The organism is Anabaenopsis sp. FSS-46 (genome assembly GCF_029891665.1).
Lineage (GTDB): Bacteria > Cyanobacteriota > Cyanobacteriia > Cyanobacteriales > Nostocaceae > Anabaenopsis > Anabaenopsis arnoldii.
In genome coordinates this window covers 1-14,496 of record NZ_JANQDG010000077.1, presented here as the reverse complement: position 1 = coordinate 14,496, position 14,496 = coordinate 1, and the positions used below count along the sequence as shown (strand labels likewise).

Sequence of the window (14,496 nt, the reverse complement as noted above, 5' to 3'; positions counted from 1 at the left end):
ATCCTGATCTCCCCCTCCTCCCTAGGGAAGAGGGGGTAATACTTTTTACCGCATATCGTAGCCGAACAAATTGGGATCTACCTCCCCTAACTTTAAATTCGCTAAACCATACTCAGCCCAGCGTCTATCTACCATCGCTGCTATATTGGGGTCTGACTCCAGAGGTGCGCCCCATTCGTGGTCTGTTTCGGGTGGTATTTTCGTAGTCGCATCAATACCCATGCGTCCACCTAAACCAATTTTCTCACTAGCAAAATCTAAGGTATCAAAGGGTGTATTAGGCAAAATAAATACATCCCTAGAGGGATCAACTTTGGAACTGATAGCCCATACTACTTGACGCGGATCACGAATATTGATATCTTTATCCACCACAATCACAAATTTAGTATAAGTAAATTGGGGTAAGGCACTCCAAAACGCCAAAGCAGCCCGTCGCGCCTGTCCTGGATATGCTTTATCAATGGAAATAATCGCAGCTTTGTAACTTAAGGCTTCCATTGGTAAGAAGAAATCCACAATTTCCGAGACTTGTTGCCGCAAAATAGGAGTGTAAATCCGATTCAGGACGATCGCCATCATCGCCTCTTCCTTGGGGGGACGACCGCTAAAAGTGGTTAAATAAATGGGGTCTTTGCGGTGGGTCATACATTGGAAGCGCACCAACGGAGAATCTTCCACACCACCGTAGTAACCCATATGGTCGCCAAAGGGGCCATCTGGTAATACTTCCCCTGGTGTAATTGTCCCTTCCAAGACAAATTCTGAATCTGCGGGAACTTCTAAATCTACAGTTTTACATTTTGCTAGGTTGACACCGGAACCGCCATAGAGTCCTGCAAACAACCATTCTGATAGATCTACAGGAATGGGTGTTGCCGCAGCCATAATGATTAAAGGATCTACACCCAGAGCGATCGCCACTTCTAACTTTTTACCACATTCAGCAGCCTTGCGTAAATGTCTAGCCCCACCCCGCACAGATAACCAGTGAACAGTCATCGTATTTCGAGATTGCAGTTGCAAGCGATACACACCTACATTGGGCGTACCCGTTTCACAGTCCTTGGTAATTACTAATCCCAGAGTGATAATCTTACCGGCATCGCCTACATACGGACGTATTAAGGGTAACTTATTTAAATCTAAATCATCACCTTGGACTACCACTTGTTGACAAGGTGGGAAAAAGTCTCGTCCTGGTTTAGCCTTCACTACATCAAACAGCACCTTCCCAAAGTCTATAGCTTGGGAAATCTTTTTTGGTGGTTTTGGTTGTTGCAGCATACCCAGCTTTTTACCCAGAGTTTCCAACTCTTCTGGATGCTGCATATTCATTGCCCAGCATATCCTTTGCACAGTTCCCATCAAATTAACCGCCACCGGGAACGATGCGCCTTTAACGTTCTCAAATAGTAACCCTGGCCCACCTTTTTGTAGCATCCGGTTGGAAATTTCTGCAATTTCTAATTCTGGGTCAACTAAAGCGGAAATTCTCTTTAATTGTCCTCTTTCTTCCAGAATTTTGATGAATCCCCGTAAGTCTCTGGCCATGGTTATAATAAAGGTGAATAGGAAGAAAACATATGTAATATGTTTTCTTAATATTAATTCATGATTAGCTTTAACTAAGCTGGCAAAGTCATCTTGCAAACCGTCAAAAAATGGGTAAATAAGCCAAAAATACCCACCTACTACAATAATTTCCCCTTGATATCTAAGTTTAACGGTAAATTAACCCAGTAGTGAACTTTTCTTAACCCCAAACTAGTTGGGGTCAAGTTATTTTAATCCAGTATAGGGAATCAGCACTACCCTAATCAAACATGGCGATGATATATGTACTTAGCTAGCAGCAGGTAGCCAGCTACCTGCTAGCTTTGTTTTTTGCCACTAAAATTGTGGAAACAAAAGATTATCCAAAACGACCACTGACATAATCTGCCGTTTTTGCCTCAGAAGGGTGATGAAAAATGACCCCTGTCTGATCAAACTCCACCAATTCGCCCAAATACATAAATGCCGTATAGTCAGATAAACGAGTTGCTTGCTGCATATTATGCGTGACAATCAAAATCGTCACTGTTGTTTTCAATTGAGTAATTAACTCTTCAATGCTGGCAGTAGCTATGGGGTCTAGGGCAGATGTTGGTTCATCAAATAGTACCATTTCCGGTTCAGTAGCCAAAGCCCGGGCGATACAGAGCCTTTGCTGTTGACCACCAGAAAGGTTAAAAGCTAAATCACTCAGACGGTCTTTGACTTCATCCCACAAAGCCGCACTTTGCAAAGCTGTTTCTACTTTCTCATCAATAATGTCACGTCTAGTTTCACCCCGTACCCTCAAACCATAAGCCACATTTTCATAAATAGACTTAGGAAAAGGATTAGGTCTTTGAAACACCATACTAATCCGCATTCGCACTTCAATGGGGTCAACTTTACGACTTAGCAGGTTGACCCCATCTGGTTCTAGAGTGATTTCTCCTCCATAGCGATTACCCGGATAGAGGTCATGCATCCGGTTGAAACAACGTAGTAGGGTAGTTTTACCACATCCAGATGGTCCAATCAATGCCGTAACCTGCTTCTCAGCCACTGGCATATTAATGTTCTTCAGAGCATGGACTGTACCAGCATAGTAAAAATTAAGACTATTAACCGCCGCCTTTAAGGGCTTGTTCAGTTTGGAATATCCTGTTTCTACCATTTGATTTTACTGCGTAAACGATAACGGAAATAAATTGCTACAGCATTCATGGACAAAGTAATCACAATCAGAACAATACCCGCTGCCGCAGCGTTCACCTGAAAGCTAGTTTGGGGACGAGATACCCAAGAAAACATTTGAATTGGCAGCACAGTAAAAGGAGCAGATAACCAAGCAAATGAAATGAAGGGAAAATCACTCGTGATTGGGGGTTCAGGTAAGAAGGCAATAAATGTCAAAGCCCCAATAGTAATTAAAGGCGCAGTCTCACCAATAGCCCGCGCCAAGGCCACAATCACACCAGTCAGAATTGTTCCTGTGGAGTAGGGCAAAACGTGATCCCAGATTACCTGCCACTTAGAAGCCCCGGTTGCATAAGCAGCCTCGCGAATACTATTAGGAATAGCACGGATAGCCTCACGAGTAGCAACAATTACTATAGGTAAAACTAGTAGCGCCAAAGTTAACCCGGCAGTAATGACACTTTCACCCAGGTTCAATCCATAAACAAACACACCCAAAGCTAAAAGCCCATAAATAATCGAAGGAACGCCCGCCAAGTTAGTAACATTAATTTCGATTAAATCAGATATCCAATTTTTGCGGGCATATTCTTCTAGGTAAATTCCCGATGCCACGCCAATGGGTACTGCAGAGGATGCCGTGACTAACATCACCAGTATAGTACCTACCCAGGCAGAGAGAATACCAGCCTCTCCTGGTCTGCGACTGGGAAAAGAAGTGAAAAACTGCCAGGAAAGCCGGGGTAACCCATCGTGCAACAAATCCAAAAATAGCGCCAACAAGGTGATGATGGCAACTAGCATTGATAACAGGCTGATGATCCCAAAAATATATTCTGAGCGCTTGTTATTGCTAATGGCCTTCCGGGCTTCCTGAAGCTTGAGATTTGTCATATCAATAAATCTCCCGGTAGCGCTTACTCAGAAAATGACCAATAATGTTGAAAACCAAAGTCATCAACACCAAAGCCAGTCCCACAGCGAAGATTGTTTGGTATTCTAAGCTATTGTGGGGTAAGTCACCGAGACTGACCGATACTATGTAGGCAGTCATAGTGGCGGCTGGCTCCATGGGATTAAGGGTAAAGTTGGGTTGTCCCCCCGCAGCAATAGCTACTACCATGGTTTCCCCCGCAGCCCGGGAAACTCCTAAAATATAGGCGGCTGATATCCCGGAAATTGAGGCGGGTATGACAACTTTTAAAGCTGTTTGTAAGCGAGTAGCCCCTGTTGCATAGGAACCTTCTCGCAGATATGCCGGTACTGCACGCATGGCATCTTCACTTAAAGAACTGACATAGGGAATAATCATAATCCCTATGACTAACCCCGCACTGAGCATATTAAAACCAGGTAAGTCTGGTAAAATTTGCTGCAAGAGGGGTGTGACAAATAACAATGCAAAATAACCGTATACTACTGTTGGAATACCAGCTAGTAATTCTAAGGTTGGCTTAACGACCTCCCGGACTACAGGGGGAGCAAATTCACTCAAGTAAATAGCAATAATTGTACCTAGGGGTACTGCTACTGATAAAGCAACTAATGTAGTGACTAAAGTTCCCGAAACTAAAGGCCAAATTCCAAAATTTTTCTTTTCAAACAGGGGTGTCCACTGGGTGGAGGTAATAAATTCCCACAAAGACACCTGTTGAAAAAAAAGTGCAGATTCATAAAGTAGAACACCAATAATTGCCACCGTGGTGGCCACAGAAGACAGGGCTGCTAAAAATAGCACAGCCTCAATCCCCCGTTCCCGTAAATCTCGCACTGACTTGGGAGAAAACTCAATTCCTTGGGCAATCTTCATTTTGGAAATATCTAAACAGCCATGATGAGCAATTCCAATATCCAAAGAGAAGTACCACCAGTAAATCTCTTTGGTAAGTTGACAAAATCTTCAAAATCCAGCCCCGAAATTAGTCTTTTGCTTGACGTGCTAACACATCGGCAATTTTGACACCAACAGCTTCTTTACCACCAAATACAGTACCAAATCTCTTGGTGTTAACGTGCCTCTGGGCGGTAGTATAAGCTGAAGCAGGTAGACCAACGTATCCCACTTCTCTGCTGAGTTTGGCTCCATTTTTTAGGTAAAAATCAACAAACTGCTTGACTTCTGGCTTGTCGATGGACTTAGAACTTACGTAAATAAAAATGGGGCGAGACAAGGGGTTATATGTACCGTTTTCTACTGTTCTTACTGAAGGTGCTACACCATTAATAGATACTGCTTTGAGCTTATCTGTGTTTTCTGAATAATAGGCGAAACCAAAGTAGCCCAAGGCATTTCTGTCGCGAGCAACACCCTGTACCAAAACATTATCATCTTCGCTGGCAGTAAAATCACCACGGCTAGACTTGGATTTCCCTACAATAGCCTCGGTGAAATAGTCAAAAGTACCAGAGTCAGCACCAGGTCCAAACAGCTTTAATGATGCGTTAGGGAAACCTGCTCGCACTTGATTCCAGTTATTTACCTTTCCTTGGGCTGCGGGTTCCCAGATTTTCTTCAGTTCCGCAACTGTCAGGTTATTTACCCAGTTATTTTGCTTGCTAACTACTACGGTTAAGGCATCATAGGCCACTGGTAGCTCTATGTAGCGAATACCGGCAGCTTTACATTCGTCCATTTCTTTTTGTAAGATGGGACGGGAAGCACCAGAAATGTCTGTTTCTCCACGACAAAACTTTTTAAAACCACCACCAGTACCGGACACACCAACGGTTACTCGCACCCCTCTTTGAGCTTTTTGAAATTCTTCTGCTACGGCTTCAGTAACCGGAAAAACTGTACTAGAACCATCGATTTGCACAGTTTTGACACTTTGAGATTGCACCGCAGAAATCGAGAACCCTAGGGTGGTGGCTATCATGGAAACCAGACCCAATGCTGTCAAGCTATGAAGCTTCAAGTTCATTTTATTCATTCCCAAACTCCTAGTTTTTTGTAGATTTAGCCTTCGCCTCATCGCCTTCAAGAGATGATGCTGTGATTGGGTGAAGAACTTAGTGAATATAAAATTTATCCACTGCTAAGAAGGTTGACATAAGCAGTTCATCCTTAAGTTAATTTTTGGTTAATAGGAATTTAATATCGAGTGTTAACCGAGTATTCTTTTTTTACTTGTGATAAAATTTAGAACGTAGGCTTGACAAACTTATCATTTAATGAATATGGGAGTGAATAAGAATAGCCATGTCTGGGTCAAGTTATATCCAGAAATTAATCATCTTCATTGCAGTCAATTAAGTAATGCAAAAATTTATGTGCTGTCAATTCGTAAATTTTAATTACGTGATATATTTCGCGTAATTTTTACATTTACTAGTAGGCAATTAGGCACTACAAAAACTCCATATTGATTGCACAAATCAAGAAAGATTACTCATGACTTTTCAGGTTTTGTTTAGTCAATATTTATTGCCCCAGCGTTTTTTGAGTATGAATCAACTAATTTCCGCGATTAAAGTGAAAAATCTCAGCTTTTATTACAATACTCAAAAGATATTTCAAAATGTTTCCATGGATATTTATCAGGGCAAAGTAACTGCAATTATTGGACCTAGTGGTTGTGGAAAGTCTACTTTTGTGAAATGCCTCAATCGCATGATTGAATTAGAAGGGAAAGTACGAGTTGAGGGAGGGGTAGAATTTTTTAATCAAAATATATATGAGCGTCGTGTTAACTTAACTCGGCTCCGTCGTCAAGTGAGTATAGTACTCCCTAAGCCAAATCTTTTTCCCATGAGTGTTTATGATAATGTCGCTTATGGGGTAAAAATACTGGGTTGGCATCCGAAAGCAGAATTAGACAGGATTGTAGAATCTGCCATTAAAGATGCTGATCTCTGGGAGGAAGTGAAAAATAAATTACATAAGTCGGCTTTAGACCTTTCTGGGGGTCAACAACAACGACTCTGTATTGCTCGTGCTTTGGCAGTGAAGCCACAAGTTATCCTCATGGATGAGCCTTGTTTTGCTCTTGATCCTATTGCTAGGATCAAAGTTGAGGGCTTAATCCAACGTTTGCGGTTGCGTTCAGAATTGACAATGGTAATTATTAGTCACAACTTGCAGCAGGTACAGCGCCTATCTGATTTCACTGCTTTATTTTATACTAATGAAAATCGTATTGGTGAAATGATTGAATTTGGTACCACAAACAAAATCTTTACTAATCCTCTTGATTCTCGGACTCGCGACTATATTTCTTACCACCTTAATTGAGCTATTTTACTTTGTGCAATTGCAAATGAATCAATTTATCTTGGGTTATGTCTTTCCACTCAACCTACAAATATTATAAGTGTTTAGCCGAAGAACATAATATATGATGAATGAGGAAAGAATGGATAATCTAGCAAAAAAGACAAAAATTACACATAGGTAAGCTGTTGTGCTGGATTATCAGGATTTATGAAGATCGATCACGTTCATTTCTATGTAGAAGATGCCAAAGTCTGGCGGGATTGGTTTGTAAACCACCTGGGGTTTACGGCAGTAGGTAGTCATCTTAGTTCGGTTCATACTTGTACGGAATTTGTGAGCAACGGTGTCGTTGACTTTTGGGTTTCCTCAGCGTTATTACATACAAGTCCAGTAGCTGATTTTCTACGCAAACACCCACCAGGGGTAGCAGATGTGGCTTTTGCTGTGGAAGATGTGGCTCGTGCGATCGCACAAGCTCAAACATACGGGGCTACAGTCATTCAACCCATCCACTCACGCCGGGTTGCCGGTGTTTGGCGTCAGTGTGGCACAATTGCTGCCTGGGGTGGGTTAACTCATACGTTGATTTCAACCTCACCGGGTCATGCACAGCAAACAACAGATCATACTTTTACTGCCATAGATCATATAGTTTTGAATGTGGCAGTGGGTGAATTGGAATCCGCGGTCGCTTGGTACGAAAAAGTTCTCGATTTTCAACCCCAGCAAAGCTTTAAAATTCAAACCGAGCGTTCTGCTTTATATAGCCAAGTCATGGTTTCCCGTAATGGTAGGGTACAATTACCGATTAATGAACCAGCTTCTAGCAATTCCCAAATTCAAGAGTTTCTCGATGTTAATCGCGGATCTGGAGTTCAACACATCGCTTTGGCGACACCTAATTTGATCAGTACCATTACTCAATTGCGCGCCCGTGGTCTATCTTTACTGTCGGTTCCCCAAACCTATTATTCACAAGTCCAACAGCGTCGGGGATGTCCTCTGTCTAGGGTAGAACTTGAGGCCATTGCCGAGCAAGAAATTTTAGTGGATTGGCCAGAAGATTCCCAAGATGCAGTACTGCTACAAATCTTTACTCAGCCTATTTTTGCACAACCCACTTTTTTCTTTGAGTTTATTGAACGCCGTTATCAGGCTCAAGGTTTTGGGGAAGGTAATTTTCGGGCTTTGTTTGAGGCTATTGAAGGCGAACAAATCAAACGCGGCAGCTTGCAATAATTAATGAGATAATGTCATAAAAATTAACATTTTTTGCCAATGCTAAGATTAATTACTGACTTCGACGGCCCGATTATGGATGTCTCTGAACGGTATTACCGTGTTTATCAATTTTGTTTGGAGAAGATCCGATATCCCCAACAATCTGTACAAGAACTTTCCCGGGCAGAATTTTGGCAGCTCAAGCGATCGCGTGTCCCTGAAAAACAAATTGCTTTAAAATGTGGTTTAGATGACACCCAAGCCCAAGAATTTGCCCAGTTACGGCGCAAAACCGTACACACAGACAGTTATTTTCAGTATGACAGCCTGATTCCAGGGGCTGTAGACACACTGTTAAAAATTCAACAGGCTGGAATTGATTTGGCGGTGATGACCATGCGTCGGGTCAGGGAACTAGATTATGCTCTGCAAAAATATGAATTAGGTAATTTCTTCCCAGAAAATCGCCGTTATTGCTTGAGCAACGACTATGTTAAAACTAGTGACGTTGAAGATAAACCCTTGTTGATGGAACGAGCATTAGCGGAACTGCCTCCCGCCTGTGATACTTGGATGGTTGGGGATACAGAAGCAGATATTGCGGCGGCGAAGAAATACGGTATTAAGGTGATAGCTGTGGAGTCTGGGATTCGCGATCGCACTCAATTAGAAATTTACCATCCAGATGTAATTGTTGAGGATTTGAGAACAGCTGTCAAACTTATCCTAGAATCTAGGTTGGCAGAAATTGGGTCATAGTAACTTATCTTAAGAATATGCTAATTAACAATTCCCCCACCAAGCACGCAGCTGGGTGGGAGATTCCTGTTTCAGCGGTCACCATGATCACTATAAATGTGTGATTTTAACGCAGAAAACTGGTAATTAGCCATAACAAGATAAATGTCAACACTGTAGAGAACTGGTCAGAGCTGATCTGTGCCAAGTTTATCTGCGGCAGGAGCCAGTTAGCAATTAGCCCACCAGCGATTAAACCGACAATTAAACCCACCAAAGTCAATAAAACTGCCCTACCAAACTTATCTTCCTTGCGTTTGAGGAAGTAAATACTGACTCCTACACCTAAGACTAAAGCCAATTGTAAAACCTGACCGCCTGGGGATGGAGTCAACACACTCATGGAACTTAAACCCAAATACCAAGCTCCGGGTAAGAGTATATCTCTAGGCGAGGGTTGATCTCGCATTCGTTGCAGCCATGCTGGAGACTGCTGCGGAGGGTTGGGAGTTTCTTTTGCAGGGGATTGCACCCGCAATTCTGGAAACCTGATTCGTTCGGGTACCTTAATTTTACCTTCTTGGCGCATCCGGAGGCGATCCATTAGAATCGCATCGTAAGCCACTTCAATGAGTTCTATACTCTTGGCATCGCCATTGTATTGCTCCAATTGGCGATTACGAGCATCCTGAATTTCATCGAAGCTAGCATCTTCCGATACCCCAAGTTTCTCGTAGGGATTTTGATCGCTCATGGGAGTTTATACTTTCTTTAGCCTTAGTCAGGGGCAGTGTTTGAGTGTTTGGAAAAACAACTTTAGGTTTTATCTTGAGCCCAACCAACGTATGAACCCATTTCTAGACCCTACAAGGTATAGTAGCATGGGTTAGTTGGGGTAAGTGGAAATTTGTAACTACATTAACTTTAACATATTGCTCATTGCTCTTACACAGTTTCTCACCGCGTCCCTTTGGTAAATGACTTCTTTACTCTATAATTTTAAATAGAGGTGCTACCAACGCATTTTTTAGAAAAAAATTAAGTTTTATGTATCTAAATTTCGCAATTTAGAGCATCTCGGAGCAATTTTTAGTACTTGGCCTCACAATAGCTTGTGGTATGTATCCGCATATAGATTTAGAATTGAAAAGTTTTAAATCCCCACTCAATTGGGAAAGCAAACTCTACCAGGTAAAGGAACTGCTATGGCGGACATTGAGAACAACGGTCTGGTACACATGAATCTTGATAATTAGAATACAGGTATTCAAAATCCTCTTAGTTTGATTTTCCCTCAATTCTGATGACACAATTATTTTATTTTGGATAATCAGGAAATGCATTCCTTAGCTCTGTAGAGTCTTAAATAACCCCTAAAGTGGAAACTGCGTTTTTTACGCAATCCCCCGTCTGTGTTAATCTTAGGAATTTTTGTGCAAAGTGATGGTCATGGCTCCCGCCAAGATTCTTGTAGTTGATGATGACCCTGCGGTCAGAAATTTAATCCAACGCTTTTTGATTAAGCAGACCTATCAGGTGGAGGCGGCTGAGGATGGTAAAACAGCCTTAACGCTATTTGAGCAATTTAACCCAGATTTGGTAATTTTAGATGTGAATTTGCCAGATGTCATCGGGTTTAACCTCTGCCAAGAAATGCAAAGTCGTAGCGGTGTTTTCGTTTTGATGCTGACTAGTCGCGCCGACGAGGCCGACAAAATTCGCGGATTTTCCAAAGGTGCTGATGACTATCTCACTAAGCCATTTGGACTCGGAGAGTTAGAAGTCAGAGTAGCCGCAATTTTGAGACGCCAGCGGATTGTGACTACTGCTGAACAAAAACGTCTAGTATTTGAAAAGTTAATGATTGATCCTGCACGACGCGAAGTCGCATTCAACAACCAAGCAATACCCTTAACTGCTCTTGAATTTGACTTGTTGCATTTTTTAGCTAGCCATCCCGGTAGAGTCTGGCGACGTGCAGAACTGATTCAAGAGGTCTGGGATTATGAATATGTTGGCGACCAGAGAGTTGTGGATGTACACATTGGTCAAATTCGCAAGAAAATTGAAATCGATGCTAGTCAACCAGCACTCATTCAAACTGTACGCGGCGTTGGGTATAAGTTTGAATGTCCCACTCATTCCCCCCAGTGGGAACCTCATTCCTGAGTCCATACTATTGAGCGTTAACTCTTGATTAAGTAACTAAGTAGGTAGCTACGCATAAACTTTATTCTGTCACTCTTGCCATTACTTGCTAAGTTTTAGTGCTAATGACTAACTCGTAGATTTTCCCACCTACCTACTGAAGCTACAAATATTGAGCCGATCTAGGCCTATCCTATCCCTTCCCAGTTGTATTCAACATCCATCCATTCATGGGGCATAATAGTTGCCTTGTCCATGATCAGGCAGGAGCGACAACAACAGTACACTATTATATCGAATTTTCTCAAGATAGTTAGAAAGATTTTTGCCCAGTCACTTACCAGTACTTTAGTGTTTCTGGTTAATTGCTGCTGGGCATTTGTATTTAGCAGTTATGGAACAATGTTTCTAAATATACACGTGCAGCGCGGCGATGGCGCTCGCGCCCTCCGGGGGCATCGCTTTCGCCATTTTGCAGTAAAAACAGAGACAAAGCAGCCGTCAGGACTCTTTTTTCATCCCAATCTGGGTGGGTTTCTAAGTAATTTTTAAGGGATTCATGTAGTGATTCGGGAATTTCCGTCAAGATACTAACTGCGTTCATGAGTTTTTCCTTCTCTGAAATCAATCAAGAGAGACAAGTTGCTACATAGTTCTGTCTTCACCTGACAATCTACACCAACGTCTAAGGTGATTTTTCCTGTCAATGGTGGAACAAACTATAAAAGCCAGTCGCATCATTGTGCGCTAACAGGGGGTGGGTTTGTCAATGCTGCGAAATGTTACATCCCATGGGATATAAAACAAATGTTGACCTAATAATCAGGCTTTTGGGCTTTTTTTTGTTACTTAACTTCACAAAAACTCAGTAACCTAGACATCTAGGGATTGGGATCAAACAATCCCCAGTAAAACTGTAAGTGCCTATTAATTCGTCAAACACCTGTGGAAAAGTACCAAAATACCTGTGGAAAGCCTGTGGAATTAGTGAGGAAAATTTTCGGTAATGATAAGAATTACAAAATATTGGTAATTGGGAACTCTCATCTGTCTCCGGCGGCTTTGACCAATGCCTGAGCTAGCGGCGACGTTCTTGTAACTTGCGATATACTGATTTTAAATCCACTTGATGATGAGCTAAGGCCACTAGGGTATGGTAAAGTAAATCTGCAACCTCCCCGGCGATCGCATCCTCCTCATCATCCTTAAAGGCCATCACCACCTCAGCGCTTTCCTCACCAATCTTTTTTAAGATTTTGTTGTCCCCACCGGCCAATAACTTACAGGTGTAAGAACTTTCCACTGGGTGGTCACGGCGATCGCAAATTACCTGAAATAATTGGGACAAAGTATCCCCTGGCGGTAGAGCCACTCTTCCTTCCACCTGATGAAAACAGCTACGCTCCCCAGTGTGACAAGCAATATCCCCCAACTGTTCTACCCCAATGAGTAAGGCATCACTATCACAGTCATAACGGACGCTTTGCACCTTCTGAATATGTCCAGAAGTTGCGCCCTTATGCCATAACTCCTGGCGGGAACGACTCCAAAACCAAGTTTCCCCGGTTTCCAAAGTCTTTTGTAAAGACTCCCGACTCATCCACGCCATCATCAAAACAGTGCCATCCAAGTAATCTTGGATAATTGCCGGTACTAGACCGCGTTCATCGTAGGAAATCTGATCAACCGGGATAGAGAGGGGTAGTGAATCCGGATCACTAGAAAACATCACAAGTTAAATTATGTATATTGTACTTCACAATTCAAGATACCATTCTCAACATGGCATCTGATATGATTGGTGAAAAAATGATTCAGCTTAAACAAAAACATTCCTATCTGGAGCAGACTGCATCTTGACAGCAGTTCAGGGTGCTTTAATGTGATAATTATTTCCCAAATTTAGGAGAGAGCCTTGGTAAATACCACAATTAAAACCACAAAATCACAAGAAATCTTTGCTGCTGCTCAAAACTTGATGCCGGGAGGAGTGAGTTCTCCAGTTCGCGCCTTCAAATCTGTAGGTGGACAACCGATAGTTTTTGACCGTGTGAAAGACGCATACATATGGGATGTAGATGGCAACCAATATATTGATTATGTAGGTACTTGGGGGCCAGCTATATGTGGTCATGCCCATCCAGAAGTAATTGCAGCCCTCCATGAGGCCTTAGAAAAAGGTACTAGCTTCGGCGCACCCTCAGTACTAGAAAATGTACTGGCAGAAATGGTCATTGATGCGGTTCCTAGCATCGAAATGGTGAGATTTGTCAATTCCGGTACTGAAGCCTGTATGGCAGTACTGCGGCTCATGCGGGCTTTTACCAACCGGGAGAAAATCATCAAGTTCGAGGGCTGCTACCACGGTCACGCCGATATGTTTCTAGTCAAGGCTGGTTCTGGTGTAGCCACACTGGGGTTACCCGATTCCCCCGGAGTACCCAAATCAGCCACCATGAACACCCTCACAGCGCCTTATAACGACTTAGAAGCAGTCAAAGCCTTGTTTGCAGAAAACCCCGACGAAATTGCTGGGGTGATTCTAGAGCCAGTAGTTGGCAACGCCGGGTTTATTACTCCCGATGCTGGGTTTCTAGAAGGTTTAAGAGAAATCACCCGGGAGCATGGGGCATTACTGGTATTTGACGAAGTAATGACAGGGTTTCGTATTGCCTACGGTGGCGCTCAGGAGAAATTTGGTGTCACCCCAGACCTGACCACCTTAGGTAAGGTGATTGGTGGGGGCTTACCCGTGGGAGCCTACGGCGGTCGCCGGGACATCATGTCAATGATAGCCCCTGCGGGTCCGGTGTATCAGGCGGGAACTTTGTCTGGTAATCCTTTAGCAATGACCGCCGGGATTAAGACCTTAGAACTGCTGCAAAGACCTGGTACTTATGAGTATCTAGATAAAATTACTCAGAAGTTAGCAGATGGGTTGCTGCAAATTGCTCAAGAAACTGGTCACCCTGCTTGTGGTGGTCATATTAGCGCCATGTTTGGCTTATTCTTCACCTGTGGACCAGTTCATAACTATGAAGATGCCAAAAAGTCTGATATGGCTAAATTTGGTCGCTTCCATCGCGGGATGTTAGAGCGCGGCGTTTATTTAGCACCTTCTCAGTTTGAGGCTGGTTTTACCAGTTTGGCGCACAGTGAAGCAGATATTGACCAGACTTTAGCCGTTGCTAGAGAAGTGCTGTCTAGTCTTTAAACTCCCCCGGTTTCTCAACTGACGCTGTACACACAAGCCCAAAAACAGAGTATCCAGAGGTTTTAACCCACAGTAACCCTCCCCTAATCAAGGCTATCCATTACCCGGATCTTTCTTAACATTCGTGAGAGCGATCGCTCGCAAACCCCCAAACCTTAATCCTCCGTTGATGATTATCAATAAAATAAGGTTTTTATCAATAAGAATAAGGTACATTTTGTCAAGAGTA

Annotated in this window: 13 protein-coding genes; 5 read left to right on the top strand and 8 right to left on the bottom strand. The window is 42.8% G+C overall.

Annotated features, from left to right (window positions below):
* Positions 1-45: 45 nt before the first annotated feature.
* The 5 genes from NWP21_RS08825 to NWP21_RS08805 all read right to left on the bottom strand — a co-directional run bounded on the left by NWP21_RS08825 (position 46) and on the right by NWP21_RS08805 (position 5,663).
* Positions 46-1,554, bottom strand: a complete 1,509-nt coding sequence (locus NWP21_RS08825; RefSeq protein WP_280792401.1) for a UbiD family decarboxylase — start codon at positions 1,552-1,554, stop codon at positions 46-48.
* Positions 1,555-1,915: 361 nt separating this feature from the next.
* Positions 1,916-2,710, bottom strand: a complete 795-nt coding sequence (pstB, locus tag NWP21_RS08820) for a phosphate ABC transporter ATP-binding protein PstB (RefSeq protein WP_280792400.1) — start codon at positions 2,708-2,710, stop codon at positions 1,916-1,918.
* Positions 2,704-3,627: a phosphate ABC transporter permease PstA gene (gene pstA, locus NWP21_RS08815; RefSeq protein WP_280792399.1), complete on the bottom strand. Its 924-nt coding sequence runs from the start codon at positions 3,625-3,627 to the stop codon at positions 2,704-2,706. Before pstA ends, pstB begins: the two co-directional genes overlap by 7 nt.
* Before the next feature lies 1 nt (position 3,628).
* Positions 3,629-4,543, bottom strand: a complete 915-nt coding sequence (gene pstC / locus NWP21_RS08810; RefSeq protein WP_280792410.1) for a phosphate ABC transporter permease subunit PstC — start codon at positions 4,541-4,543, stop codon at positions 3,629-3,631.
* A 109-nt stretch (positions 4,544-4,652) separates the two neighbouring features.
* Positions 4,653-5,663, bottom strand: a complete 1,011-nt coding sequence (locus NWP21_RS08805; protein ID WP_280792398.1) for a PstS family phosphate ABC transporter substrate-binding protein — start codon at positions 5,661-5,663, stop codon at positions 4,653-4,655.
* A gap of 515 nt (positions 5,664-6,178) precedes the next feature.
* Here NWP21_RS08805 and NWP21_RS08800 point away from each other — a divergent pair.
* The 3 genes from NWP21_RS08800 to NWP21_RS08790 all read left to right on the top strand — a co-directional run bounded on the left by NWP21_RS08800 (position 6,179) and on the right by NWP21_RS08790 (position 8,926).
* On the top strand, positions 6,179-6,964 hold the full coding sequence (locus tag NWP21_RS08800; protein ID WP_280792409.1) for a phosphate ABC transporter ATP-binding protein: 786 nt from the start codon (positions 6,179-6,181) through the stop codon (positions 6,962-6,964).
* A gap of 189 nt (positions 6,965-7,153) precedes the next feature.
* On the top strand, positions 7,154-8,185 hold the full coding sequence (gene hppD / locus NWP21_RS08795) for a 4-hydroxyphenylpyruvate dioxygenase (RefSeq protein ID WP_280792397.1): 1,032 nt from the start codon (positions 7,154-7,156) through the stop codon (positions 8,183-8,185).
* A 39-nt stretch (positions 8,186-8,224) separates the two neighbouring features.
* The gene (locus tag NWP21_RS08790) at positions 8,225-8,926 is read left to right on the top strand and encodes an HAD family hydrolase (RefSeq protein ID WP_280792396.1); all 702 of its coding nucleotides are present in this window, start codon (positions 8,225-8,227) and stop codon (positions 8,924-8,926) included.
* A 106-nt stretch (positions 8,927-9,032) separates the two neighbouring features.
* On the opposite strand, the gene NWP21_RS08785 is transcribed toward NWP21_RS08790, so the two are convergent.
* The gene (locus tag NWP21_RS08785) at positions 9,033-9,659 is read right to left on the bottom strand and encodes a CPP1-like family protein (protein ID WP_271730675.1); all 627 of its coding nucleotides are present in this window, start codon (positions 9,657-9,659) and stop codon (positions 9,033-9,035) included.
* A 695-nt stretch (positions 9,660-10,354) separates the two neighbouring features.
* Here NWP21_RS08785 and NWP21_RS08780 point away from each other — a divergent pair.
* On the top strand, positions 10,355-11,074 hold the full coding sequence (locus NWP21_RS08780; protein WP_271730676.1) for a response regulator transcription factor: 720 nt from the start codon (positions 10,355-10,357) through the stop codon (positions 11,072-11,074).
* 364 nt (positions 11,075-11,438) lie between these two features.
* Here the strand turns inward: NWP21_RS08780 and NWP21_RS08775 are convergent, their stop codons facing one another.
* Positions 11,439-11,657, bottom strand: a complete 219-nt coding sequence (locus tag NWP21_RS08775; protein WP_271730677.1) for a DUF2811 domain-containing protein — start codon at positions 11,655-11,657, stop codon at positions 11,439-11,441.
* A gap of 474 nt (positions 11,658-12,131) precedes the next feature.
* Positions 12,132-12,782 (bottom strand): bifunctional phosphoribosyl-AMP cyclohydrolase/phosphoribosyl-ATP diphosphatase HisIE, encoded by a 651-nt coding sequence (hisIE, locus tag NWP21_RS08770; protein WP_280792395.1) that lies wholly within the window; start codon positions 12,780-12,782, stop codon positions 12,132-12,134.
* A 186-nt stretch (positions 12,783-12,968) separates the two neighbouring features.
* Here hisIE and hemL point away from each other — a divergent pair, with 186 nt between their 5' ends.
* Entirely contained in the window at positions 12,969-14,267 is a 1,299-nt protein-coding gene (gene hemL, locus NWP21_RS08765) for a glutamate-1-semialdehyde 2,1-aminomutase (RefSeq protein WP_280792394.1), read from the top strand.
* Positions 14,268-14,496: the final 229 nt, after the last annotated feature.